Annotated in this window: 23 protein-coding genes; 7 read left to right on the top strand and 16 right to left on the bottom strand. The window is 40.9% G+C overall.

The genetic code is table 11. The features are described from left to right. Positions 1 to 8 precede the first annotated feature (8 nt). Both PR709_RS05005 and agp read right to left on the bottom strand, forming a co-directional pair. Positions 9 to 500 carry a GNAT family N-acetyltransferase gene (locus PR709_RS05005; protein ID WP_014658003.1) on the bottom strand — a complete coding sequence of 164 codons (492 nt, stop codon included), beginning with the start codon at positions 498 to 500 and terminating at the stop codon, positions 9 to 11. A 153-nt stretch (positions 501 to 653) separates the two neighbouring features. Further along, positions 654 to 1,913 (bottom strand): bifunctional glucose-1-phosphatase/inositol phosphatase, encoded by a 1,260-nt coding sequence (agp, locus tag PR709_RS05010; protein WP_004918346.1) that lies wholly within the window; start codon positions 1,911 to 1,913, stop codon positions 654 to 656. A 289-nt stretch (positions 1,914 to 2,202) separates the two neighbouring features. Here agp and PR709_RS05015 point away from each other — a divergent pair, with 289 nt between their 5' ends. Together PR709_RS05015 and PR709_RS05020 are read left to right on the top strand one after the other, a co-directional pair. Continuing rightward, entirely contained in the window at positions 2,203 to 2,643 is a 441-nt protein-coding gene (locus tag PR709_RS05015) for a GNAT family N-acetyltransferase (RefSeq protein WP_004918344.1), read from the top strand. A gap of 13 nt (positions 2,644 to 2,656) precedes the next feature. Continuing rightward, the gene (locus tag PR709_RS05020; RefSeq protein WP_272570779.1) at positions 2,657 to 3,205 is read left to right on the top strand and encodes a GNAT family N-acetyltransferase; all 549 of its coding nucleotides are present in this window, start codon (positions 2,657 to 2,659) and stop codon (positions 3,203 to 3,205) included. A gap of 10 nt (positions 3,206 to 3,215) precedes the next feature. On the opposite strand, the gene PR709_RS05025 is transcribed toward PR709_RS05020, so the two are convergent. The 7 genes from PR709_RS05025 to PR709_RS05055 form a co-directional block, all read right to left on the bottom strand. Continuing rightward, positions 3,216 to 3,674, bottom strand: a complete 459-nt coding sequence (locus tag PR709_RS05025) for a YbaK/EbsC family protein (RefSeq protein ID WP_036943686.1) — start codon at positions 3,672 to 3,674, stop codon at positions 3,216 to 3,218. A 127-nt stretch (positions 3,675 to 3,801) separates the two neighbouring features. Beyond that, positions 3,802 to 4,482 carry a hypothetical protein gene (locus PR709_RS05030; protein ID WP_036943684.1) on the bottom strand — a complete coding sequence of 227 codons (681 nt, stop codon included), beginning with the start codon at positions 4,480 to 4,482 and terminating at the stop codon, positions 3,802 to 3,804. Between the two features lie 104 nt (positions 4,483 to 4,586). Further along, positions 4,587 to 5,240, bottom strand: a complete 654-nt coding sequence (gene fdnI, locus PR709_RS05035) for a formate dehydrogenase-N subunit gamma (RefSeq protein ID WP_004918336.1) — start codon at positions 5,238 to 5,240, stop codon at positions 4,587 to 4,589. Next, entirely contained in the window at positions 5,233 to 6,114 is an 882-nt protein-coding gene (fdxH, locus tag PR709_RS05040; protein WP_004918334.1) for a formate dehydrogenase subunit beta, read from the bottom strand. Before fdxH ends, fdnI begins: the two co-directional genes overlap by 8 nt. Positions 6,115 to 6,126: 12 nt before the next feature. Beyond that, positions 6,127 to 9,174, bottom strand: coding sequence for a formate dehydrogenase-N subunit alpha (fdnG, locus tag PR709_RS05045; protein ID WP_102780659.1), 3,048 nt, complete (start codon positions 9,172 to 9,174; stop codon positions 6,127 to 6,129). Positions 9,175 to 9,707: 533 nt separating this feature from the next. Then, positions 9,708 to 10,031 carry a YnfA family protein gene (locus PR709_RS05050; RefSeq protein ID WP_014657996.1) on the bottom strand — a complete coding sequence of 108 codons (324 nt, stop codon included), beginning with the start codon at positions 10,029 to 10,031 and terminating at the stop codon, positions 9,708 to 9,710. Positions 10,032 to 10,059: 28 nt separating this feature from the next. After that, positions 10,060 to 10,965 (bottom strand): LysR family transcriptional regulator, encoded by a 906-nt coding sequence (locus PR709_RS05055; protein ID WP_004918324.1) that lies wholly within the window; start codon positions 10,963 to 10,965, stop codon positions 10,060 to 10,062. A 97-nt stretch (positions 10,966 to 11,062) separates the two neighbouring features. Between PR709_RS05055 and PR709_RS05060 the strand changes: the two genes are divergently transcribed. Next, positions 11,063 to 11,503, top strand: coding sequence for a PACE efflux transporter (locus PR709_RS05060; protein WP_004918323.1), 441 nt, complete (start codon positions 11,063 to 11,065; stop codon positions 11,501 to 11,503). 464 nt (positions 11,504 to 11,967) lie between these two features. Here PR709_RS05060 and PR709_RS05065 read toward each other — a convergent pair whose 3' ends face one another. Then, a complete protein-coding gene (locus PR709_RS05065) occupies positions 11,968 to 13,398 on the bottom strand; it encodes a 6-phospho-beta-glucosidase (RefSeq protein ID WP_060560715.1) in 1,431 nt (476 codons plus the stop codon). 43 nt (positions 13,399 to 13,441) lie between these two features. Then, positions 13,442 to 14,881, bottom strand: a complete 1,440-nt coding sequence (ascF, locus tag PR709_RS05070) for a PTS cellobiose/arbutin/salicin transporter subunit IIBC (RefSeq protein WP_036943678.1) — start codon at positions 14,879 to 14,881, stop codon at positions 13,442 to 13,444. 356 nt (positions 14,882 to 15,237) lie between these two features. Between ascF and PR709_RS05075 the strand changes: the two genes are divergently transcribed. Beyond that, a complete protein-coding gene (locus PR709_RS05075) occupies positions 15,238 to 16,251 on the top strand; it encodes a LacI family DNA-binding transcriptional regulator (protein ID WP_196715971.1) in 1,014 nt (337 codons plus the stop codon). Positions 16,252 to 16,471: 220 nt separating this feature from the next. Here the strand turns inward: PR709_RS05075 and PR709_RS05080 are convergent, their stop codons facing one another. The 5 genes from PR709_RS05080 to PR709_RS05100 form a co-directional block, all read right to left on the bottom strand. After that, positions 16,472 to 16,735 carry a DUF2798 domain-containing protein gene (locus tag PR709_RS05080; protein WP_014657992.1) on the bottom strand — a complete coding sequence of 88 codons (264 nt, stop codon included), beginning with the start codon at positions 16,733 to 16,735 and terminating at the stop codon, positions 16,472 to 16,474. Positions 16,736 to 16,978: 243 nt separating this feature from the next. After that, positions 16,979 to 17,515 (bottom strand): aminoglycoside N-acetyltransferase AAC(2')-Ia, encoded by a 537-nt coding sequence (gene aac(2')-Ia, locus PR709_RS05085; protein ID WP_004918308.1) that lies wholly within the window; start codon positions 17,513 to 17,515, stop codon positions 16,979 to 16,981. 102 nt (positions 17,516 to 17,617) lie between these two features. Continuing rightward, complete coding sequence (locus tag PR709_RS05090; protein WP_272570780.1) at positions 17,618 to 18,205, bottom strand: YcxB family protein; 588 nt, start codon at positions 18,203 to 18,205, stop codon at positions 17,618 to 17,620. 166 nt (positions 18,206 to 18,371) lie between these two features. Then, complete coding sequence (locus PR709_RS05095) at positions 18,372 to 19,385, bottom strand: LacI family DNA-binding transcriptional regulator (protein ID WP_004918303.1); 1,014 nt, start codon at positions 19,383 to 19,385, stop codon at positions 18,372 to 18,374. A gap of 75 nt (positions 19,386 to 19,460) precedes the next feature. Further along, on the bottom strand, positions 19,461 to 20,012 hold the full coding sequence (locus PR709_RS05100) for a D-lyxose/D-mannose family sugar isomerase (RefSeq protein WP_272570781.1): 552 nt from the start codon (positions 20,010 to 20,012) through the stop codon (positions 19,461 to 19,463). A gap of 211 nt (positions 20,013 to 20,223) precedes the next feature. Between PR709_RS05100 and PR709_RS05105 the strand changes: the two genes are divergently transcribed. From PR709_RS05105 to PR709_RS05115, 3 genes are read left to right on the top strand one after another with little or no spacing between them, the layout of a single operon-like run. Next, complete coding sequence (locus PR709_RS05105; RefSeq protein ID WP_040132983.1) at positions 20,224 to 21,261, top strand: NAD(P)-dependent alcohol dehydrogenase; 1,038 nt, start codon at positions 20,224 to 20,226, stop codon at positions 21,259 to 21,261. Positions 21,262 to 21,264: 3 nt separating this feature from the next. Next, positions 21,265 to 22,776: a xylulokinase gene (xylB, locus tag PR709_RS05110; protein ID WP_272570782.1), complete on the top strand. Its 1,512-nt coding sequence runs from the start codon at positions 21,265 to 21,267 to the stop codon at positions 22,774 to 22,776. After that, positions 22,773 to 24,275 carry a sugar ABC transporter ATP-binding protein gene (locus PR709_RS05115; protein WP_061064186.1) on the top strand — a complete coding sequence of 501 codons (1,503 nt, stop codon included), beginning with the start codon at positions 22,773 to 22,775 and terminating at the stop codon, positions 24,273 to 24,275. The genes xylB and PR709_RS05115 overlap by 4 nt, the downstream gene beginning before the upstream one ends. Positions 24,276 to 24,313: the final 38 nt, after the last annotated feature.

A 24,313-nucleotide genomic window follows, 5' to 3' on the forward strand; every position in this document is an offset into this window, starting at 1 on the left:
CCTGCTTTTTAGCAGGGTTTTTTCTTCATTAACGATGATAGTTTCAATCGAAAACGCTTAAAAGCCACCCCATCAAAATCCACCTCTCCCTCTTCGATAAAACCATAGCGCCTAATTGCGCCCAGTTTTTTTCGACTTAGTGGGAGGTGGATAGTTATCGACGTTAATGACAGTTGAGCCGCCGCTTGCTCAACTATTTTTTTAGCAATATTTTTACCGTATCCCCAGTAATCTGGATGAAGCACTAACGCTAAATCTGCGTCTCCATTTTCATCTTGAAAACCACCCCAGCCGCCAAATACGCCATCAAAAGTTAATGCCCACACACCAAAGCCATGTGTTTGCCAGTGTTGCTCTTTCTGTTTGACCCATTCCTTGCAAAAAGTCTCATCAAATTGATTATCACCTAGCGGCATATGCGCTAATACAAGCGGGTGAGTATTTAATGCGATGATGTCATGACAGTTAATTTGACTTAAACGTTGTAATTGGATATTCATTTTGTCCAGTTTTATCGATTTATCTTGTGTAAAAAACAAATGCTAACACACACACTGGGGTCCATTCCGTGAGTTTTAACATGCGAAATATAAAGTATATATACAGATGATATTTATTGCCCGCAAGACCACGGGCAATAAATAGAGGCTATTTTAGTTTGATTGATCTAATGCTGATTTCATCACTTTTTGGAAATCTTCCCAAGAGCAGTATCCATTTTTATCTATTGGGCAATTTTTCATTTCTAGCGTGACATGTTTTGGTGGCGTTTCTAAAGACAGGTAACTATTATTTCTAAGTTGCTCTGCTGTTTGATATACATACTCCACTTTAACATAGTCTTTCTTATCGCTCTTATCATGCCAACGTTGGAAGACCAATTTTCCACCAATAGGCGTATATTCATATTGATCAGGTAGTTTATAAGGTTTGAAATCCATTGCTGACATTAAGGAAGCAATATTTGAGTCATGCCCAACCAACATAATAAATTTAGCAGTCTCACCTTTATCAGCGGAAACAAAGCCCTTATTGATATAATTTAATAATGGGTGAGCCACATTCTTCGCAATCAATTTGGGGGAAAATAGCGTTTCCTGATAACCATTTTTAAGGGTATTTAATTTAGTCCATTTATCATCCGTGTTGACCATACCCCAAGCCACTTGTGATTCAGGAAAACCCTCATAGTATTGCAAATCGATAGCATCTACTGCCGAGTTCGCTATTTTAAGTGAGCCAACAACCCCCGGTTCTTTATTCGCTTCAATAATAAAACTGTTTGTTTGCGATGAAAGCTCGCAGAGTTTATCGGTCTTACATTTCTCCGAATTTTTAATGTCGAGCACGGTATCCAATTCATCATAACCAGGTTTAAGGTTGAGGCCCTTTAAATGCTCCTCCATGGCTAATAATGCTTTTTGTTTAAACTCAGGGCTATCGTTAGTAATGATTGGATTAAAAACAGGATCCATCTTACCTATTTCAGGTTGGTGGTGGATCTTCACTGTGCACCCAGGAAATGCGCCCGCAGTGAAAAATTGAGCCGTTGCAATGGTTCTTTGTAAGCTATTCGTGTAAACGAAAAGATCTTCATTACCCGTTGGGCATAATTCATCGGGAACTAATTTATTTTGCTCAATCCATTCTCTAAAGTAGTGCCCCATATACACTTCTAGTGCACCACCTTTTGTTGTTAAATAGCCACTTTGCGCATCCCAAGCTGGCCATTTTTTATCGGTAACTTCGGTTAAGATCCCCGTATTCACAATCGGTGTACGCAAATTATGACGACTTAATAATAAAACTTGGTCAAGTTGCATATTTTCGACATTATCGGTATTTGCAAGTACTGGAGTCATTGGGGTAAGCAATGCGGCTGATAAACAAACTGTTAAAACTTTATATTTCATCGAAAGCTCCCTACCATTTTGTTGTTGTATATTATCGTTATGATTCCTGCCGTTAATATTCTATAAAAACAATCCCATTATGATTATTTTTCTATAAAATTAACATTCCGTTATAATGAAGTAACTGACTTTTTTTTCTGCGATTAATATCTCAAAAATAGACTTGGCCTGCTGTTTTTCCCTCAATTAAGGATAAATACGCTATTTCTATGAAAGCTATTTTAAAATTGCGCTACGGCATATTAATCAATACACTCAAAGAAACGACATTGGGCTAAAGGCATCATTCATGGGTATTCAACCTGCTACTCCTGCACAATACCAGCAAATTATGGCTGTTTGGGAGTCATCCGTCAGAGCAACGCACGATTTTTTACCTGAAAATATATTACAGACGTTAAAAGTGGCAATCCGTGAACAATATCTTCCCCAATTGGCAACTTATGTCTCAATAGATGAAAATAACCAAATAAGTGGGTTTATTGGCGTTGATCAACATAAACTTGAAATGTTATTTATTTCAGCGGCTCATCGGGGTAAAGGAATAGGTAAACAACTCCTCAATTTTGCCATAAAAGAGCTGGGCATTAATGAAGTTGATGTCAATGAGCAGAATCCACAGGCTGTTGGTTTCTACCAACATATGGGGTTTACACAATTTGCTCGTTCTGAAACGGATGGTGAAGGTAACCCCTTCCCCATTCTCCACATGCAATTAACCACAAAATAATACAAGGTTTCACATGTCAATCATAGAACTTGAAACGCCTCGCTTACGTTTAAGACGCTGGGCCGAACAAGATAAAGAGCGTTTTTTTGATATGAATAGTTCACCGGAGGTAATGCGCTACTTCCCTTCGGTATTAAATAAATCACAAAGTGATCAAATGATGGACACGATTATGGAACGATTTGCCACCCAAGGAGGATGGGGCATATGGGCCGTTGAATTAAAATCGAACCATTCACTGATTGGGTTTGTTGGATTAAATATTCCAGAATATCCGCTTCCTTGCTCCCCTTGCACAGAAATCGCATGGCGATTACTTCCGCAATATTGGCGGCAAGGCTATACAACAGAGGCGGCCAAGACTGTTATCCAATTCGCTTTTAATCAACTTAAACTAAAAGAAATTGTCGCATTCACTGCGGTCGCCAATACCCCTTCTGAAGGCGTGATGAAAAAATTAGGGATGACCAAGGAGTCTGAAAACTTCGCTCATCCAGCACTCCCTGAAGGCCATTGGCTACAAGAACATGTGTTATATCGCCTACAAAACCCTTATTTGTAAATCGATACAACTATTGGCAAATATCTATCCAAGCACCTTTGGTCAGCTCGAGCATCCGTTGAGGCGATATTCTCAGCGCACTGTTTACAGAGCCAGCAGCAGGCAGTACCTCACTGTATTGTTGCAATGAAATATCGCAATATACAGGGAGTTCGGAAGGCAAACCAAATGGACAAACACCCCCAACAGGGTGACTGGTTAGCTCTACCACCTCATCGGCTCTGAGCATTCTCGCTTTCGAGCCTAAAGCCTGTTTAACCTTTTGGTTATCTAATCGAGCTTCTCCAGCACAAACCACAAGCACAACCTCATTTTTCACTTTCAATGATAAGGTTTTCGCTATTTGGTTAGGCTCAACATTATGAACGATGGCAGCTTGCTCAACGGTAGCCGTCACGCCATCGGTTTCAATAATGTCGATATCCGGCGCATGTTGAGCCATAAAGCGTCTAACAGATTCAATACTCATAGTCGTACTCTTTTATTGTTGTTTGCAAGTGATTGTTAATGTATGTCGCTGACTTCGCTCCGATAATTGAAGTCGCTGTTCTAAGCTATGCTGCTTTTTATGTTTGTTTTTCAGAAAAAGTGCTGTTTCAGTTCAATGGGTCACACGCACATTGATTTGCTGAATAACGAAGCGCAAGGTTTATATGGTGATACAGTTCATTGGTTAACCTATCATATTCTGCTTCTAACCCTTTTTCATAAGCTAAAAATGGGGATGAATCATTCCATGACCCCATACCACCGAATACCCAAGCGCCACATGCCACATCAAATAATCGTTCACAAAGCATCTCATTATCTTCAACTGGCTTTTGGAGTTTTTCTGCTTGCGATTTAAAAATAGCAGCAAATCCTGTTTCACCGATTTGTTCAGCTAATTGTTCAATTTTTTGCAGCGTCAGCAAAAATGCCTGCAAGTTATTCCCTTCATTTTGCAATGATGACAGAGATTGCTCTGATACTGACTCAACAAATATGGCACTTTCATCTGCCCATTCTAAAGTTAAAACTATTGAAGTAGGCTTATCGCAAGTGATGACGATTTGTTGCTGTTGATTAAAATAGTATTGGCTGTTTCTTGTTATATTTAAATAACGGCGTAACTGTTCGATAAAATCATCCACCTGAATTTCTCGGATAACTTCTGCGCCTTGTTGGTTACATAAAACCCAATATTTCACATAAGACATTTTACGTAATAATGAACGGTCTTTTTCTCGTTTTAATGCTCGAACGGAACAGTAAGCAATATATTGGTCAGCCCGCATGTTTTTTTCCTCTGCATATGCACGAACCATTAACACTAACAAAAAAATCGCCAAAAAAAAGCCACCGCATTATTGCAGTGGCTTTGAATTAAAAATGGAAAGCGTTACGATTTGTTTTTTTCCGTTTCCGCCTCTTTTGCTTCAATTTCTCGATACCAACGAGGGTGATGTTTTTTCGCCCAACGACGACTGACTTTCCCTTCAATCATCCCCTTAATCGAGCCTTTAACCCAAAATGCCATATACATATGAATCAGAATAGCGTGAATTAAGATGATTGCCGCCGCCGCATGGATAAATAAACTCCAGCGTACTAACCACATTGGGAATAAATGCGCAAAATATGGACGCCAGATAATGATCCCTGTTGCTAAGAGTACAAAAATCATACTCATGATGCTCCAGAACATCATTTTTTGTCCTGCGTTATACTTGCCTACATCTGCAACATGGTGTTCGTTACCTTTAAGAACCTCAACAATGTTCTTGATCCAAGGTAAATCTTGTTTATCTGGAATGTTATGTTTTACAAAACGGAAAAACATAAACATCAACACCACAAAGATTAATACGCCAAAGAATGGATGTAGGATCCGCCCCATTTGTGGTGTACCAAAGGTTTCAGTCAACCATTGCAATGTTGGGAAAAAGAGCGCTATCCCAGACAAAGCAACTAAAAAGAAGCAGATAACCACGGTCCAGTGGCATGCTCGGTCAATAAACTTTGTCCGAACAATCATTTTGCTCTTTTTACTCATGACCATCTTCCTCCTCTTCATCATCCACTTCTTTATTAGGGCCAACTCCAACATAGTGGAAAATCAACCCTGCAAAAGTGGCAATAAAGCCGACTACTGAAAGTGGTTTCAAGACTGCCTTCCACAAGTTAATCGGTGTATCAATTTGTGGATCCTTTGGTAACCCATGATATAACTCTGGATTATCCGCATGTTGGAGTACATACATCACATGTGTACCGCCCACGCCTTTAGGGTCGTAGATCCCTGCGTTTTTAAAACCACGTTTTTGTAGTTTATCGACACGCTCAGAGGCATATTCCAACATCTCTTTTTTAGTACCGAAATGAATAGCCCCTGTTGGGCAGGTTTTCACACAGGCTGGCTCTTGGCCTACCGCGACTCTATCCACACACAAAGTACATTTATAAACTCGATTATCTTTCGGGTTTAAACGAGGAATATTAAATGGGCATCCCGCAATACAATAACCACAACCGATACAGTGCTCAGATTGGAAATCCACAATACCATTTGCATACTGGATAATAGCGCCTGCTGAAGGGCAAGATTTTAAACAACCAGGATCCGTACAGTGCATACAGCCATCTTTACGGATAAGCCATTCTAACTTGCCATTTTCAGTCGTTTCGCTAAAACGCATCACTGTCCATGACTTAGCGCTCAAATCCAGAGGGTTGTCATAAACCCCCACACAATGGCCGACCTCATCACGAATGTCGTTCCATTCCGAACACGCCACCTGACAGGCTTTACAACCAATACAGGACGTTACATCAATGAGTTTCGCAACTTCAAACTTGTCATCACGCGCTTGTGGTGGAGGCGTAATACTGTTGGTCGCGGAACGTTTAATAATGTCTTGAGATTGCATTCGTTCCCTCCCTTACGCCTTCTCTATATTAACCAAAAACGCTTTATACTCAGGTGTCTGAGAGTTTGCGTCACCAACGGATGGTGTTAACGTATTCGTAATGAAGCCTTTTTGCGTTGCACCTTCAAAGCCCCAGTGGATCGGTACCCCAACCGTTTCTATCGGTTTACCATCGACCATCAACGTTTGTAAGCGCTGTGTCACAACGGCTACTGCTTTAATGAAGCCACGTTGACTGCTCACTTTGACTCTATCGCCATTTGCAATACCTTTTGCTTTCGCCAAGGTTTCACTGATCTCAACGAATTGTTCAGGCTGCACAATCGCATTTAAACGCGCATGCTTCGTCCACGTATGGAAATGCTCCGTTAAGCGGTAAGTCGTTCCGACATAAGGGAACTGCTCATGGTTTCCAAGGCGCTTTTTATCGTCCTCAAAAATACGTGCCGCTGGGTTAGAAACGACATTTGGATGTAGCGGGTTCGTACCTAATGGGGTTTCAAACGGCTCATAATGTTCAGGGAATGGCCCTTCCGCCATTTTATCAATTGCAAATAGACGGCCTAAGCCTTCAGGTTGCATGATAAATGGCCCAGTACCGACTTCAGGTGCCGAAGCATTAAAGTCAGGAATATCATTACCGACCCATTTTTTCCCATTCCACTCGATCAACATCCGTTTTTTATCCCATGGCTTACCTTGTGTATCACAAGATGCACGGTTATAAATCACGCGGCGATTCAGTGGCCATGCCCACGCCCAACCTAATGTATTTCCGAGTCCTGATGGGTCACTGTTATCACGGTTTGCCATCTGGTTCCCTTTTTCGGTCCAGCAACCAGTATAAATCCAGCAAGACGAGGCCGTAGAGCCGTCATCGCGTAACAGCGCGAACGAGCTAAGCAGTTCACCTTTTTTGGCTTGCAAATTACCGTCAGCATCATACAAATCGACCAATGCAACGCCATTGTTCTCTTTCGCAACTTCTTCTGATTCAGGATGGAATTGGCGTTTGTAATCCCAACGCATCTGCATTAATTGATCACGACCTTTCCCGCCTTCTTGCTCATAAAGCTCGCGGATTTTATATAAAATACCGGTTAAGATCTGGCCGTCATTACGTGCTTCACCCGGTGCGTCTGCTGCCTTCCAGTGCCATTGCAACCAACGGCCTGAGTTAGCAATCGAACCATCTTCTTCGGCGAAACAGGTTGATGGCAAACGGAACACTTCAGTTTGGATAGATGCCGTATCAACGTCATTCATCTCACCATGGTTTTGCCAGAAATTAGCCGTTTCCGTCACCAAAGGGTCAACAATAACTAAGTACTTCAATTTACTTAAGCAGCTAACTACTTTGTTCTTGTCCGGGAACGATGCAACAGGGTTAAAACCTTGGCAAATATAGCCATTAACTTGATCTTTACTCATCATGTCAAAATACTTCATGACATCATAAGCCTGATCCCATTTTGGCAACCAATCATAGCCCCATTGATTATCTTTTTGCGCAGCATCACCATAGAAAGACTTCATCAAACTGACAAAGAATTTTGGATAGTTACTCCAATAGTTAACCTGATTTGGCAACGTTGCTTTTGGTGTATTAGCAGCTAAATAGCTGTCTACTGTCACCATTTTTTCAGAAGGCAAAGTGAGATATCCCGGTAGACTTGTTGATAACAAACCGAGATCCGTCAGCCCTTGAATATTTGAGTGACCACGCAGCGCATTCACCCCACCACCAGCCATACCCATATTGCCGAGCAGCAATTGGATCATCGCCATAGTACGAATATTTTGTGCACCAACAGTATGCTGAGTCCAACCTAACGCATATAAGAACGTTGTTGTTCTATCGGCAGCGCTGGTTGAAGCCAAAATTTCGCAGACTTTTAAAAAGTCATCTTTTGGTGTACCACAAATTTGTTCGACGATTTCGGGTGTATAACGAGAAACGTGCTGTTTGAGCAAATTCCATACACAACGAGGATGTTGTAAAGAGTCATCACGCAACGCATGACCATTTTCATCAAATTGATAGTTCCACGTGGTCTTATCATAAGCGCGTTTTTCCGCGTTATAACCACTAAATAGACCATCTTCAAAGCTGAAATCATCCCTTACCAAGAGTGCCGCATTGGTATAGTGTTGTACGTACTCTTTATTAATTTTGTTATTTTCTATCAGATACAGTAGTACCCCTGACAAGAAGGTAATGTCAGTACCTGAGCGAATAGGCACATAGTGATCAGCCACTGATGCCGTACGCGTAAAACGTGGATCAATGACAATCAGTGTGGCATCGTTGTTATTTTTCGCTTCAATTGCCCAGCGGAATCCAACAGGATGTGCTTCCGCAGCATTTCCGCCCATCACAACGACGACATTAGCATTTTTGATATCAACCCAGTGGTTGGTCATCGCACCGCGACCAAATGTTGGAGCAAGACTTGCTACCGTTGGTCCGTGTCAGACACGCGCTTGGTTATCAACCGCTAACATCCCGAGGGAGCGTGCAAATTTCTGAGTTAACATACCGGTTTCGTTGCTCGCCGCAGATGCACAAAGCATCCCTGTCGATAACCAACGATTTACCGTTGTTCCTTGTTCATTTTTTTCGATGAAATTTGCGTCTCGGTCATCTTTCATTAACCGAGCAATACGGGTGAAAGCTTCATCCCAACTTATACGCTGCCATTTATCAGAGCCTGGTGCGCGATATTCAGGATAACGTAGTCGATTTTCACTATGGATGTAATCAAGTAGGCCCGCCCCTTTAGGACATAAAGCTCCACGGTTAACAGGATGATCAGGATCTCCTTCAACATGGAAAATAGCGGATTTAGCATTCATGGCACCATCGCCCATGCTATAGATTAATAATCCACACCCTACAGAACAGTAAGTACAAGTATTACGAGTCTCTTTAGACCGTAGTAATTTATATTCACGTACATTGGCCATTGCCGTTGCTGGCATAAAACCTAACGCTGCTACAGTAGTACCTGCCATCCCGCCGGCACAGATTTTAAAAAACTTTCTGCGACTGACGTTCATTGCTTCCCTCTTTATATTTATTGTCATTACCCTAAATAATCCAAGCATGCGATAGGTGGCTAACAACGCTATTTCGAGACAAAGATAAATTCTATAACTCGAATTAATCGGTGCAGTCCAACACTAAGCAACTTGAAACAAAATGGGTATAAGTCGGTCGCAGAATATCAGCGTATGATAATTATATATTGCCTAAAATCAATGAATGTGAAAATAAAAGGTAAATTAATATTAACTGAGTAGTTAATCTCCAATTAAATATACTACCAATAGAGTAGCTATTTTAAATATTGATACAGATCAATTAACGATAAATTTATAAATTGCAAAAATATAATTCAGATCAAAATATAAAAACCACAAGACCAAACAAAAATAAAACTTAAACCAAATAACGCGCTATTTATCATTATTATTAAATTTAACTTTAGGAATACGTAATTTTACTTTAATTCAAATAATCATCCAACTAAAAACAAAAATCCCTTTTCATTAATAAGCGTTAATTAATTATATTAATTTAAAATTAAACGCTATTTCCAACCACTAATAATAATACCAGCACCAATAAATACTACTACAGCCCCCACCCAGTCCGTTGTGTTTAATGATACACCATCGACTATACGCAACCATATCAATGCAGTTGCAATATAGATCCCCCCATATGTTGCATAAATTCGCCCACTTGCTTCAGGATGGAGCGTCAGCAACCAAACAAACAACATTAAACATAGTGCAGCAGGCAAAAGTAACCATGCACCACCTTGCTTTTTCATCCATAAATACGGGAAATAGCAACCTGCAATCTCAGCTAACGCTGTTAAAAAGAATAAACCAATAATGTTTAGTGACATAAAAGTATTCTCTACATTAGAACCGTTTTCAAACACGGGAAGATTGCATTAATTGATTATTTGCCTTTAATAATTCAATACATTCCTGTGCACCACGCTTTAACACCTGACCTTTCAAGCAAACAATATGTATCGGTAGCTCTAAACCATTCGGCGTATTTTTAAACTCTAATCGTTTCAGTGAACCCTGCTGTAATTTATCTTTAATTAAAGAGAGGGGTAAATTTCCCCATCCCATTCCAGCTTCAACTAATCCCAATGCCATTGAAAAATTATCTGTTCGCCAATAATTAGTCGCAACCACAGCACGAATATCGCTGAGCTGATGCTGAAAACTAGTAATAATTATTTGACGAGTCTGCACGAGATCTTCCATATATAAGGAAGCTGAATGCCCAATTGATGGATGTTTTGATGAGATGGTTGCGACTAAAGACTCATAGCCAATACAGTGAAACTGTTCTTGTGAATTGACCGATATACCACCAAATGCAATGGCTAATTGAATATGATTTTGATGCAATAAAGGTAAAATATCATCTTGAGGCGCGGTCATTAATTCTACATGCATTAATGGGTAGCGCTGACTCAATATTTTTAGCGCATCAAATAATAAATCAGGGTTAATTCCTTCCGCAATTCCAATCGTTAACGTACTTTCTACCCCTTGAGTCAACTCGCGAGAAAATACATTCAACTGCCATAGATTATCCACAATATTACGTGCATAAGGTGCTAAGGCCAGCGCTTTTTCGGTTGGTTTAGGCTCCCTTGTATGCCTTTCAAACAACAAAAAGCCCAACTCCGCCTCTAAATTGGCGATAGCCATACTCACCGCGGACGGCACACGGTGTAATGCCCTTGCCGCTGCTGAAAAAGATCCTTTTTCTAATACCGTTAAAAAGATCATTAAATTATCACTGTTAAATGGCATCTCTAACCTTTCAATAATATTGATAGTAGCTGACTTTTATTATCATCAATATTGATTTAATTTACCAGACCTGACGACACAGTAAATGAGATAAAACATGCAAGGTATTAAGCGTAAAATTGTTTTTATCACCGCCTATGAAGTGATTGGCTGGGTGATTTCATCATTAGCACTCGCATTTCTTTCGGGGAATTCAGCGGGTACAACTGGGCCTTTGGCTTTGGTAATAACCACTATCGCCGTTAGTTGGAACTTTATTTTCAATGTCGCTTTTGAATATTGGGAATCCAAACAGAAATCCCGAATTCGCACATTTCGCCGCCGGTTTGCCCATGCGGTTTTATTTCAATTAACCTTGGTGATCTTTCTAATTCCATTGATTGCTTGGTGGCTATCAATTAGCTTGTTACAAGCTCTGATATTGGATTTTGCTTTAATTATTTTTATCCCTATCTACACATTCTTTTTTAATTGGGCCTTTGACAAGATATTTGGGCTTCCGGCATCTGCCTTGCCGCAACAGGAGCACAGTCATTAATGAGCTAACTCAAATAGCCATCCTAAATAAGGATGGCTATTTGGTTGTTGACGAAATAGTTAGAATAACCCGCAAACACTAGCCAATCATATTATCATTCACTGACCATCCCATCATTACTCCACCCACTTCTTCAATAGAGTGACTGTTGTCGTTCAAACAATGCCGCTTTCTACCTTCCAGCCAACTGAATGAGAGAGCGTTTTCCCTTCCTTTGAAGCGGATAACATTCCTCGCTGGTAACATGCCTCCATGATTTCATGGGTATACAGAATCAAACTCGCGCAATTCCTTGGCGACGATAACTTTGATCAACAACCATGGCTTCAAGGTAATCCACCGAAATGAGGCCATCATGAATTACCCTATTTCTCTGTAACGGTCATAAATGACTTTTTTGGCTACACTAGAACGTTTTCACCGTTTTAATAGCCCCTAGTTAAACACTGAACTAGGGGATTCTGTTATTCCAGATCCTCCCCATGACTCGCGATGACTTTTTGATACCAGTAGAAGGATTTTTTTTTCTTTCGTTCACGTGTTCCCCTACCTTGATCGTCAAGATCAACATAAATAAAGCCATAGCGTTTACTTAATTCCCCAGTGGACGCAGCAACCAAATCAATACATGACCATGCTGTGTAGCCGATTACCGGAATACCATCCCCAATAGCCTCAGCCATAGCACGAATATGGCTACGTAAGTAGCTAATCCGATAATCATCATTAATTTCCCCGTCTTCCGTCACTTCATCTTTTGCACCGAACCCATTTTCGACTAAAAAAAGTGGTTTTTGATAACGGTCATACATCATATTCATCGTGATACGTAAGCCCAAGGGATCGATACCCCATCCCCAATCACTAACCTTGATATAGGGGTTTTTCAAGGACTTAACGACGTTGGCTTCGCTGCTATTCTGCTCGTTCATTTCTGCGGAAGTGCAACGGGAAGTGTAGTAACTAAAAGAGACAAAATCGACGGTATTGGTGAGAATCGCTTCATCTTCTGGCTCTACAACAAGCGAAATGTTCTTCTCTTTAAATAAGCGAGTCGCATAAGCTGGATAATATCCACGTACCTGTATATCCGTGAAAAAGAGGTTCTCGCGATCTTTATTCAGTGCCGCCCATACATCATCAGGACGACATGACCAAGGATAAAATCCCCCTCCAGCTAACATACAGCCAACTTGGTTGTCAGGATTAACTTCATGCGCAATACATGTCGCTAAAGCGCTGGCCACTAACACATGATGAGCCGCCTGATATTTAACCTGCTCAGGATCTTCATCAGCCTTGAAAACAAGCCCTGCGGCAGAAAAAGGGCTGTGCAGCATAATGTTGATTTCATTGAAAGTAAGCCAGTACTTTACTAAGCCATTAAACTCTTCGAAACAGGTTCGCGCGTAGCGGCTAAAAAAATCCACCATTTTTCGGTTACGCCATGAACCATACTCAGTCACCAAGTGCATGGGAACATCGAAGTGGCATAAAGTAACGAGTGGCTCAATATTGTATTTCTTACACTCATTAAACAGATCACGATAGAAAGCAATGCCTTCAGCATTAGGCGCCAACTCATCACCATTAGGATAAAGCCGACTCCATGCGATGGACGTTCTAAACACACTAAAGCCCATTTCCGCGAACAGTGCGATGTCTTCTTTATAGTGATGATAAAAATCAATAGATTGGTGACTGGGGTAATATTCATCCTTACGTAAGCTATAGCGTTGTTCCAACCCCAGTTTAACCGGCATCCGATGACTACCATAAGGGATCATGTCCACCGTGGTCAGCCCTTTTCCACTTTCACGGTATGCTCCCTCAGCTTGATTGGCTGAGATAGCTCCCCCCCAAAGGAAATTCTTGGGGAATTTTGCTGTGGACATACGTGTTTCTCCTGATTTATTCATTCACTCAGATAATTATTTGTTACGAACGAGATAAAGCCTGTGCTACCTGTTTTGGTTTATCATCCTGTTTTTCAACAGGAATATCTTCAAACCCAAGTAGCAGTGTCACAATAAATGACATTACCACCGACAAGATCATGACTCCAAATACCCAAACGATACTCATCGGATTTTGTGGATCAAAAAACTGTACGCTGGTGAATAGACCCGGAGCGGCCATAGAGTGACTTGCTAAACCACCGATTCCAGCAATTGCACCACAGAAAAATCCAGTGATTAAACAAGCGATTAAAGGTTTCTTAAGACGTATTACTACGCCATACAGTGCAGGCTCTGTGATCCCGGCGACAATCGCTGAGGCCGCAGCGGCAAGTGCCGTCTGACGTAATTCAGGGTTTTTCGTCCGCCAAGCAACCGCCAGCGATGAGCCACCCAATGAGAGGTTGGCACCGATTTCAGATGGCATCACCATGCCTTCTTTTCCTGTCTCAGCAATTGTCTGAATAATGGTTGGAGTAAATACTCGATGCATACCCGTCATGACGAGCAGTGGCCAAATAGCTCCCATAATGGCGACAGATAACCAACCAAGATAGTCATGAATAGTGTAAACCAGCGCTGAAATGCCACTCCCAATCCAGACCCCCATCGGCCCAATCAGGATAATGGCAATCGGCGAAGCTATCAGCACAATGAGCATCGGTTTAAGGAAATTCTTTGTAACCGCAGGGGTGATTTTATCAATCCATTTTTCAATATAAGAGAGGATCCAAGTCATGCATAATGCAGGGATCACAGTATAGGTGTATTTTACTGGAGTAATTGAAATTCCAATAAAATCGACAGGTTGACCTTGCGCTGCTTTAGCCATTAATTCAATAAATGCTGGATGCACCAACACCCCTGAAATAGCAATGGCGAGCGACATATTGGTTTTGAATTTCAGTGCAGCAGAGGCGGCAACCATAATCGGTAGGAAGAAAAATGCCCCATCACCAATGACATTGAGCAAAATAAATGTGGAGGAACTTTTTGTCAGAATACCAGACATCTCGAGGATCATGGCCAGTAATTTTACCATTGACGCGCCAATAATCGCAGGGATCAGCGGTGACATCGTGCTGATTAAAGCATCGAGAATACCGCTTCCTACACGGCGAAAGGACCAGCTTTTTTTAGCGATAAGTTGAGTTTCCTGCACAGCTCCTTCTGGTAGCAACTTGATCACTTGCTCATAAACCTTTGAAACTGTATTACCAATGATGATCTGATACTGTAAGTCCATCTTCACTACACCCAGCACACCATCGATACTTTTTAAGCGTGCAAGGTCAACAGGCTTATCGCTTTTCAATACAAGCCGCAGACGGGTCATACAATGAGTAATAGCAGTGATATTTTCACTCCCGCCAATAGCATCAACAATTGCACGGGAAACAGCCACATAGTTCTTTGACATAATTAAATGCTCTCTTGTAATCACACTTTTCATTCAGCGGTATGCAGCTATACCCGTAACGAATACATATTCTGGTTTTTTGTAAACGCACCTAAACCTATGTATTAATAGATATTTAATATCATTGCTTAAGTGTTTATATTACTGGGCAACAAATAGGTAACCGGTTACATATAATATTTAATATATTTGAAAGTAGTTCAAGACGTTTATTATTTTAATTGTTTTTATGTGACAGTTTTCACGTAATAGGATTGGGTTTTGGCTGGGATCCGCTTTGGTAGTGACATAGACCTCTGCATCTCCCTATATAAAAGTGTAAAATGATTTTGATATCAATTTGTCAGGATAAAGATATGTCTACAATGCAGGAAGTAGCGAAACGGGCAAACGTATCAAAAGCGACAGTTTCGCGAGTACTATCTGGAAAAGGCTACACCAGCGAGGAGACCAAAGTACGGGTCTATCAAGCCATTGAAGAAACCGGCTATCGTCCTAATTTACTAGCGCGTCACCTTTCAACCAGCAAATCCGCCTGTATTGGTTTGGTGGTGACCAATAATCTTTATCAGGGCAGTTATTTTAATGAAATCCTGTCACAAGCAGCAAAAAAACTAGAGGACAACGGCCGGCAACTGCTCCTTGTTGATGGAAAGCACAGTGCAGAGGAAGAGCATGCTGCGATTCAATTTTTGCTCGGATTGCGTTGTGATGCGATTATTGTTTATTCACGCTTTCTGAGTATTAGCCAGATAGATGAAATCATTGATCAACATACCCAACCGATTATGGTTGTGAACCGTAAACTGAGAAAAAATCACAGTCACTGTGTTGTCTGCGATCATAGGGGCGCCAGTTTTAATGCGACACAGTATCTCATTTCCCGAGGGCATAAAGAAATTGCCTTTATCACTGGTTCAATGGACTCGCCAACCGCGATTGAACGCCTGTCTGGTTATAAAGATGCCTTATCTGCCAATGGTATTGATATTAATGAGTCACTAATTATTTCTGGTCACTGGACACCATCTTGTGGTACTCAGGCCGTAATAAAATTACAGCAGCAAGCGACGCCTTTCACCGCTATTCTAGCCAGTAATGACGATATGGCCATTGGTGCAATCAAAGCGTTGGATGATGCAGGTATAACCGTTCCATACCACGTTTCCGTTATCGGTTTCGATGATATTCCATTAGCCCCCTTCCTAAAACCTACTTTATCCAGCATTAAAGATCCAATAAGTGCAATGATTAATGAGGCGATCCATCGCACTATTTCAATGCTTGATGGTGGCTATTTTTCAAAAGAAAACATCTTTACGTCTGAATTGAAAATAAGGGATTCAGTCGCTGATGGCCCTTATTTGTAGCGACCCACCATTAATCTCGTATGAATTTGGTGGCTATCAATGAGTTTGTTACAAGCTCTGATATTGGATTTGGCTTTAATTATGTGTATCTCTATCTACACATTCTTTATTAATTGAGCCTTTGACAAGATATTTGGCTTACCCAAAACCAGCATTACCACAAGAAGCGCAGATAACTTAATAATACCAATACGCCATCCATCATAAGGATGGCGATTACTTAACTCTTAACAAAAAATAGAGAGAATCTTTTCGCTAGTGGCAGAACGACCAGTACGGTAGGAAAAGCAATTATCCATGATAACATCCAAGAACTTAACCAAGGTGCTAGCATTTCACTATTCAACCCTAACGCTTTAACTGTACTGATTAAAGAAACAATACCACTCATCACTAATGACAAGAAAAAAGGGATCAAAAAGATCAGTGCTCTGGTGGGAAGTTTAGGTATTCCAAAAAGGGTATTTTTATTTTGTGAAGACATCGTGCAGACTCCAAATAAGACGAACACAACAGCATATAACTGTTGCATGACAAGTTATATGCGTTGATTAACGTAAACGCTTACGAGTCCTTAGACTAAAAATCAGCCTGTATTCTATATATAACAATTTTGTTGTCAAACTGGATTACCATTTAATGGTTTTATTTTTATCAATAAAATGAAAACTAACCTAAATATTATTAACAGTAATCCAGAATAATAACCCTATATTATCAATTTTGATTACCACTGATCACCGCCACGAAAATCACAGTAAAGCGAAGCGGTAAAATCAACCTCACCATCCGCTTTCCAGCCCATGACTCCGCCTTCTTCTTCAATAGAACGGATATAGCTCCCTTGTTTCAATTCAAACAACTTACCTTTCCAGATTTGCCATCCAACCGAATGATACAATTTTTGTCCATCATCCGAAGCCGACAGCAGCCCTAATTGATAACACGAAGCTATAATTTTATTGGTTTGCAGCATCAATTGCCGCCCAATACCTTGGCGACGATAACTTTGTTCAACCACCATCGCTTCAACATACCCTACAGAGATAGGCGTATTATCTAGGGCCATATGGCGTTGAATAATTGCAACATGACCAACCAATTTTTGTTGATCAAAAGCCATGACGTGCATTCCACCTAAAGTGTGCGCGAAATCGTCATGCGAAAAATCGCCTTCAAAACCTTCAATTAATAAATCGTAAAGCGCTTCTTTTTCACTCAGTGTCAATTGGCTGGTATGCAGACTGCGGTATTCTATGCCCATAAAAACCTATATTAAAGTCGATTAAAGATACCGATACATTATAACGCCATTGAACCACCAAAAAGCGAAACAATCGTGCACTTTTCTTCACTTAACAGCTTATTATGGCACCGTATGTCGCTCGATTTGCTTTTTAATAAACGAATAAAGTTGCTGAAACTCTTCTTGTGAAGAAAACACTCGTGTAGGGAAAATAATAAAATCATTATCTCCAACCTGGACAAATATCAAATCTTCTTGCACATCAACCTTGTTAACTCGAGGCCATAACACCTTATACATACTGTTATCTTGAATGGACTCAATAAAATAACGGTTAATTTTAATATGTCTAATATATATCTCATCATTTTGCTCTTTGTGTTCATATTTTTTCATAAAATATTTTTCTAACACACTAGAAAGAAGGAGCGCCATCACTGCTATGACAATAAATGCTAGGGCTGTGCCACTCATTCTTTGTAAGCGAGCCATACTCGGGTCTATCTCTGTCGATAACAACAGCAATAATGCAATAGCAAAAAAGAATAATAAACCGATGACAAGACTATACAAGCTTAGATTGGCTATATTAAGGACCCAATGATAGGGTTTAGCCACGCTTATCACTTTGTTTGCTTTTATATACTTTTGTATTTTTCGTATTTCAGAAATAGAAAGTGAAAACTTGATGTCATAACGGTCTTTCATCTCACTAATGCCCCCAAACATTGGCTTTTAATCTATCTTGGCAAGTATCACTATAGAGATATAAAAATGATATTTCCTCATGAAATATCACCCATAATAGTCTTATTCAGACACGTTAAGTTATGATAACAACAATATTTTCACCATTCTATGAAAGGAAAATTGACTAAACCGTATTGGTGAGTTTACCTCTAACAATAACCTTTGCTGGCTTCGCTGTTTCATCCGATGCCCTTCTCACCGCCATGTTAATCACTTGCCAAGAGATTTCTTGCAAATCGTGCGAGATACAAGGGAAATTAAAACCATAAATTGATGAATAAGAGACCTCATCAATACTAAACAGTGAAACATCATCACGTAATGAAATTTGATGCTTAATACAAGCCTTGATGATCCCCAAAGAAATCTGGTTATTACAGCCGACAAAGAAATCAGGGGCACTGTTTTTTTGTAGATAGCTATCCGTTACTTTATAAGCTTCATCCATCAGAAAATCTGCATATAAAATTTCAACCTTATCGACACTTCCTTGTAATGCAGCTTTAAGCCCTGTCACCCTATCCCGTGCGACATTAGAATCTTCGGGTCCTGAAACAATGACAACACTTTTTGCCTCTTGTGACTGTATAAAACGCCCGGCTTGCAAACCACAGTCTAAATTATCAATATAAACACCACTACAGTGCTTAATATCAACTTCTCGGTCTACTAAAATAACAGGGATATTTAGCAGCTCAAGCTGCCGAAAATAATCGGGCTTATAAAAACGATCAGACGAAACCACAGAAAGAATGATGGCGTCAACATTATAACCTATCAACTTTTCAATGATACGCGCCTCATTTTCCTTTGACTCATAAGAATCAAAAACCAATGTGTCGTACCCTACTTGATAGGCTTCTTGTGTCATCAACTTCGCTAAACCACCAAAAAATGGGTTCCCCATATCGGGGCTAACAATACCAATCGTTTTTGATGACTTAGCACGTAAATTGCGCGCTACGGCATTAACGACATAACCGATTTTGTCTGCCGCCTCTAAAATCCTTTTCAGCGTCTCGGGATGAACTTTATCTGGCTGAGAAAAAGCGCGTGATGCGGTGATTTTGCTGACATTAGCAAGCGCTGCGACATTTTCTAATGTCACTTTCTGTGACTTATGATCGGCCAATTTCATCTCCTTATTAAATTAAGTATCATTTCGTACCATTATAGTATCATTTAATCGTTTCAGTCATGCAAAACCGTAATATTATTCGATCCCTTCTAAACGTCGTACTCTTGGGTCGGTAAAAATATCAAATTCATCACGACTTTCACTTGAGAACTCAGAAACAACCGCTCCCATACTGCCAGCTTTAAACCAATGTAATGTATTAGGTTTTATCGTATACTGCTCTCCCGGTTTGAGTAAAATAAAGCGGTCACACTGATACCTCTGCTCATCACCTTCTGGTTTAGGGCAAATCGGTTCCCCCGATTCATTTTTATTCAATGTTAACGAATCATCATCAACAAATAGGTATACTTCCCCCCACCGACAACGAAAAGTTTCTTGCTTACCCATTGAAGAGCCAAACGGTGGATGCCGATGCTCAGGGCAAACCTGATGGGGAAACAGCACCAACTCTTTAGCACAATAACGTTCGCTATTACAATAAGTTAACAGTTGTAAGCCTGAACGTGGATAGTCTGGTAATCCAAAACTGGCGATCTCAATTCGTGCTTTTTCTTCTTCTGTGAGACGGATATGTGCTTTTTCTAGAAAATTAACGACTTGCTGCCGATAGTGTGCTTTATTCATGCTCTGCTCTCCTCAATGATACCGATAACATTATAACGGCATCCCCCCCTCAAAAAATGTGATCAGGTAGCCTATTCTTCCGCTTTTGTTTACAAAAGTGCCACTCATTTAATGAAACTATAACCTGCGTCACATAAAAATAATAAAATTCGATCTAATATCCGCATCATAAAAATGATATCGATACCATAAAAATGAGCCAGAGGTAATCATGAAAGCATTAGTACTCGAAAAAGCAGGGAAAATTTCTATTCAAGATTGGCAAAGTCCTGAAGTCCTTGGAGAGGATGATGTCGAAATTAAAATTCATACCGTAGGCATTTGCGGTAGTGATGTTCACTACTACCAACATGGTCGTATCGGCCCCTTCGTCGTTGAAAAGCCAATGATTTTGGGCCATGAAGCATCCGGCGTAATTACCGCTGTTGGTAAAAATGTCACTCATCTAAAAGTTGGCGATCGCGTATGTATGGAACCCGGTATTCCTAATTTACAATCCACGCAATCGCGCGCTGGCCTGTACAACCTCGATCCCGCTGTACGCTTTTGGGCGACTCCTCCTGTTGATGGTTGCCTACGCGAGAGCGTTATTCATCCCGCTGCGTTCACTTTTAAATTACCTGAAAATGTCTCTTTTGCTGAAGGCGCAATGGTTGAACCACTCGCTATCGGTATGCAAGCCGCGACCAAAGCTGAAATCAAGCCCGGTGATATCGCACTCGTTATTGGTGCGGGAACTATCGGTATTATCACCGCGTTGTCTGCACTCGCTGGCGGCTGTTCAGATGTCATCATCTGTGACCTCTTCGATAAAAAACTGGAAGTCGCTAAACAATATCCAGGCCTACACCCTATCAATAGCAAAGATACTCAAGCTATCGCCGATAAAGTTAATGAACTCACTGAAGGTAATGGGGTGAATGTCTTATTCGAATGCAGCGGAGCGAAAGCGGTGATCGCTAATATCACTGAGCATATGGCACCGGGTGGAACTGCCGTATTAGTTGGTATGCCAATTGATCCTGCGCCTTTAGATATTGTTTCAGCGCAAGCGAAAGAAATTACGTTTAAAACCATTTTCCGTTACGCAAACATGTACCCACGTACTATCCGCCTACTCAGTTCCGGTAAGCTCAACGTAAAACCTTTGTTGTCAGCCACTTATAAGTTTAAAGACAGTGTTGAGGCTTATGAGCGTGCAGCTGAAGGCCGTCCAACCGATATTAAGATTGTGCTGGAAATGGAGTAATACATGACATTGTATGCTGGGATCGATTGCGGTACACAAAGTACCAAAGTCGTTATCGTGGATAGCGAAAGCGCACAAATTTTGGGTGAAGGCTCTGCGCCTCACCCACTCATTAGCGAAGCATCTGGGCGCCGTGAACAGCATGCTTCTTGGTGGACAGACGCACTTGTCAGTGCGTTTCATCAAGCGCTCAATAATGCCAGTATTGATGGTAAAGAGATAGCCGCAATCGCCGTTTCAGGCCAACAACATGGTTTTGTGCCTTTGGATGCCCAAGGCAAAGTGATCGCACCGGTTAAACTGTGGTGTGATACGGAAACAACGGCAGAAAACCAAAAGATCATTGATGCTTTAGGTGGCACTGACGGTGCGTTATCTCAACTCGGACTCATGCCTCAAACAGGTTATACCATTTCTAAAATTTTATGGTTGAAAACTCACCACCCTGAACTTTGGGAACAGTTAGAGACGGTATTACTGCCACATGATTACCTCAATTTTTGGCTAACGGGCGTTCGTGTGGCTGAATTTGGTGATGCATCTGGTACTGGCCTGTTAAATATTCGTACCCGTGAATGGGATGTTCATACCATCAATCTAATTGATGATTCAGGCCGTCTACAACGAGCTTTACCTCCACTTGTCACTGCTGAAACCTGCATTGGCACCGTACTTCCTGAAATCGCCCATAAACTTGGCATTTCGAGCCAAACGAAAGTGGCATCAGGCGGGGGTGACAACATGATGGCTGCAATTGGTACTGGTAATATTATACCGGGTATCATCACCATGAGCTTAGGTACCTCTGGCACACTATTTACCTATTCGAATACACCTGTTGTCGCCGATTCAGAAATGATTGCCGGTTTCTGCTCTTCAACCAATGGTTGGCTGCCTTTGATTTGCACAATGAATGTCACATCAGCCACCACGACGATACAAAAATTTTTGAATCTTGATCTTAATGATTTTAATCAGGCCTTAGAGCAAACAGAGCCGGGTGCTAATGGGTTACAAATACTGCCATTTTTCAATGGCGAACGTGTTCCTCAACTGCCTCTCGCTAAGGCGAGCATCCATAATATTGATAGTAATAATTTAAATGCACAAAATTTGAGCCTTGCTGTCGTAGAAAGCGCCACTTATGGTTTGCGCTTTGGCATTGATTTATTCCGTAAACAAGGGATACAAACCAACGAAATCCGCCTAACTGGTGGCGGGGCTAAAAGTGCCAAATGGCGTCAAATTGTCGCGAACATTATGAATTCCCCTGTTATTTGTGTGACTAACAGCGAAGCTGCCGCACTGGGAGCGGCTATTCAAGCTGTTTGGTGCGACACCTTAACAGAGCAAGATAATAAAACAGAATTATTAGCAAAAATTTGCCAGCGTTTCGTTCACCTTGATGAGAGCACGCTGGTCAATCCTGATAGTGAAAAAGTTTCTCGCTATGAAGCTTTATATCAAGACTATCTTTCGTTACTCCAAACTGAATATCCAGAGGTGGCTGTATGACAAACTCAGCGGGCATTCAGGCGGATGAACTTTTACATATTACTGGGGTTAAAAAATCGTTTGGGCCAGTCGTTGCGCTGAAAAATGCGCAATTTAGCCTGAAAAAAGGATCTATTCATGCTTTATGTGGCGGCAATGGCGCAGGTAAATCGACCTTTTTAAGTATCCTAATGGGGTTCATTCAGCCTGACTCAGGCGACATTTTTGTGAAAGGAAAACGGTGTCACTTTCATCAACCAAAGGATGCACTCAATGCCGGTATAGCGATTGTTCAACAAGAACTGAGTTCGATTCCTGATCTGACAATTGCAGAGAATATTTGGTTAGGTCGCGAGCCTAAAAAACTCGGTTTCGTTGATTTCAAAAAAATGAATCAACTGACAGCAGATTTAATGGCTGACCTACATTTTGATCTTTCGCCAACAGAAAAAGTGCGCAATCTCAGCGTTGCTGAACAACAACTGGTGGAAATTGCTAAAGCACTTTCTCACTCAAATGCTGACATCATCATTATGGATGAACCAACATCCGCAATAGGTGAAGAGGATGCGCAAAAAATCTTTGATGTGATTACGCGTTTAGCTCAAAAAGGCAAAGGGATTATTTATGTTTCCCACCGCCTATCCGAGATATTCCAAATCGCGGACACTTTTTCGATTTTCCGTGATGGCACATTTATCACTGAAGGGGCGATTGCCGATATTACTCGCGAACAATTAATTGAGCATATTATCGGTGGCGAATTTAAAGATGAATTCGCCAAATTCAACCAACCAACTAATGAAACTATTTTAACTGTCGAACAATTAAGTTGGCTCAATAAAATAAAAAATATCAGCCTCACCCTGAAAAAAGGCGAGATCCTTGGAATATATGGGCTGGTTGGGTCGGGCCGTAGTGAGTTTCTTGATCTTATTTTTGGTATTGAACACGCCTCATCGGGAACCATTAAAATTAATGACATCCAATTAGGGAAACACTCCCCTCAAGATGCCATTAAAGCGGGCATTGCTTATGTCACTGAAGACAGGAAAGAAACGGGGTTAATGCTGGGTCGTTCAATTAACGAAAACATTAATATCGCTTCATTCTCTGATATTAGCCGAGCGAGTTTTATCAATGAAAAGAAAGAGCAAACTCGTGCAGATGACATGATCAAACTCTTCAACATTAAAACACCAGATGCCGATCAACTTGCAGGAAATCTTAGTGGTGGTAACCAACAAAAGGTTGTCTTAGGCCGTTGGGCGCTTCTCGACCCTGAAGTGATGCTACTTGATGAACCAACCCGTGGAATCGATGTGGGAGCCAAAAAAGAAATCTATCGTTATATGTCGGAGTTCGCTTTAAAAGGCAAAGGGATCATCATGGTTTCTTCTGAACTGTCAGAAATTATCGGTATGAGCGACCGCATTATTGTATTCCGTGATGGTGAATTAGCTGGTGAGTTATCGGCAACTGAAGCAACTCAAACAGAATTAATGAAACTTGCTGTTTAATTCAGCACATTGGTTTTTATTCAAAAAATAAAGAGAAA

The sequence above is a fragment of the Providencia sp. PROV267 genome (assembly GCF_028477825.1).
GTDB lineage: Bacteria > Pseudomonadota > Gammaproteobacteria > Enterobacterales > Enterobacteriaceae > Providencia > Providencia stuartii.

Coding starts and splice junctions, on each gene's coding strand:
- PR709_RS05005 (WP_014658003.1), bottom strand. CDS start 500: ATGAATATCCAATTACAACGTTTAAGTCAAATTAACTGTCATGACATC.
- agp (WP_004918346.1), bottom strand. CDS start 1,913: ATGAAATATAAAGTTTTAACAGTTTGTTTATCAGCCGCATTGCTTACC.
- PR709_RS05015 (WP_004918344.1), top strand. CDS start 2,203: ATGGGTATTCAACCTGCTACTCCTGCACAATACCAGCAAATTATGGCT.
- PR709_RS05020 (WP_272570779.1), top strand. CDS start 2,657: ATGTCAATCATAGAACTTGAAACGCCTCGCTTACGTTTAAGACGCTGG.
- PR709_RS05025 (WP_036943686.1), bottom strand. CDS start 3,674: ATGAGTATTGAATCTGTTAGACGCTTTATGGCTCAACATGCGCCGGAT.
- PR709_RS05030 (WP_036943684.1), bottom strand. CDS start 4,482: ATGCGGGCTGACCAATATATTGCTTACTGTTCCGTTCGAGCATTAAAA.
- fdnI (WP_004918336.1), bottom strand. CDS start 5,240: ATGAGTAAAAAGAGCAAAATGATTGTTCGGACAAAGTTTATTGACCGA.
- fdxH (WP_004918334.1), bottom strand. CDS start 6,114: ATGCAATCTCAAGACATTATTAAACGTTCCGCGACCAACAGTATTACG.
- PR709_RS05050 (WP_014657996.1), bottom strand. CDS start 10,031: ATGTCACTAAACATTATTGGTTTATTCTTTTTAACAGCGTTAGCTGAG.
- PR709_RS05055 (WP_004918324.1), bottom strand. CDS start 10,965: ATGCCATTTAACAGTGATAATTTAATGATCTTTTTAACGGTATTAGAA.
- PR709_RS05060 (WP_004918323.1), top strand. CDS start 11,063: ATGCAAGGTATTAAGCGTAAAATTGTTTTTATCACCGCCTATGAAGTG.
- PR709_RS05065 (WP_060560715.1), bottom strand. CDS start 13,398: ATGTCCACAGCAAAATTCCCCAAGAATTTCCTTTGGGGGGGAGCTATC.
- ascF (WP_036943678.1), bottom strand. CDS start 14,881: ATGTCAAAGAACTATGTGGCTGTTTCCCGTGCAATTGTTGATGCTATT.
- PR709_RS05075 (WP_196715971.1), top strand. CDS start 15,238: ATGTCTACAATGCAGGAAGTAGCGAAACGGGCAAACGTATCAAAAGCG.
- PR709_RS05080 (WP_014657992.1), bottom strand. CDS start 16,735: ATGTCTTCACAAAATAAAAATACCCTTTTTGGAATACCTAAACTTCCC.
- PR709_RS05090 (WP_272570780.1), bottom strand. CDS start 18,205: ATGAAAGACCGTTATGACATCAAGTTTTCACTTTCTATTTCTGAAATA.
- PR709_RS05095 (WP_004918303.1), bottom strand. CDS start 19,385: ATGAAATTGGCCGATCATAAGTCACAGAAAGTGACATTAGAAAATGTC.
- PR709_RS05100 (WP_272570781.1), bottom strand. CDS start 20,012: ATGAATAAAGCACACTATCGGCAGCAAGTCGTTAATTTTCTAGAAAAA.
- PR709_RS05105 (WP_040132983.1), top strand. CDS start 20,224: ATGAAAGCATTAGTACTCGAAAAAGCAGGGAAAATTTCTATTCAAGAT.
- xylB (WP_272570782.1), top strand. CDS start 21,265: ATGACATTGTATGCTGGGATCGATTGCGGTACACAAAGTACCAAAGTC.
- PR709_RS05115 (WP_061064186.1), top strand. CDS start 22,773: ATGACAAACTCAGCGGGCATTCAGGCGGATGAACTTTTACATATTACT.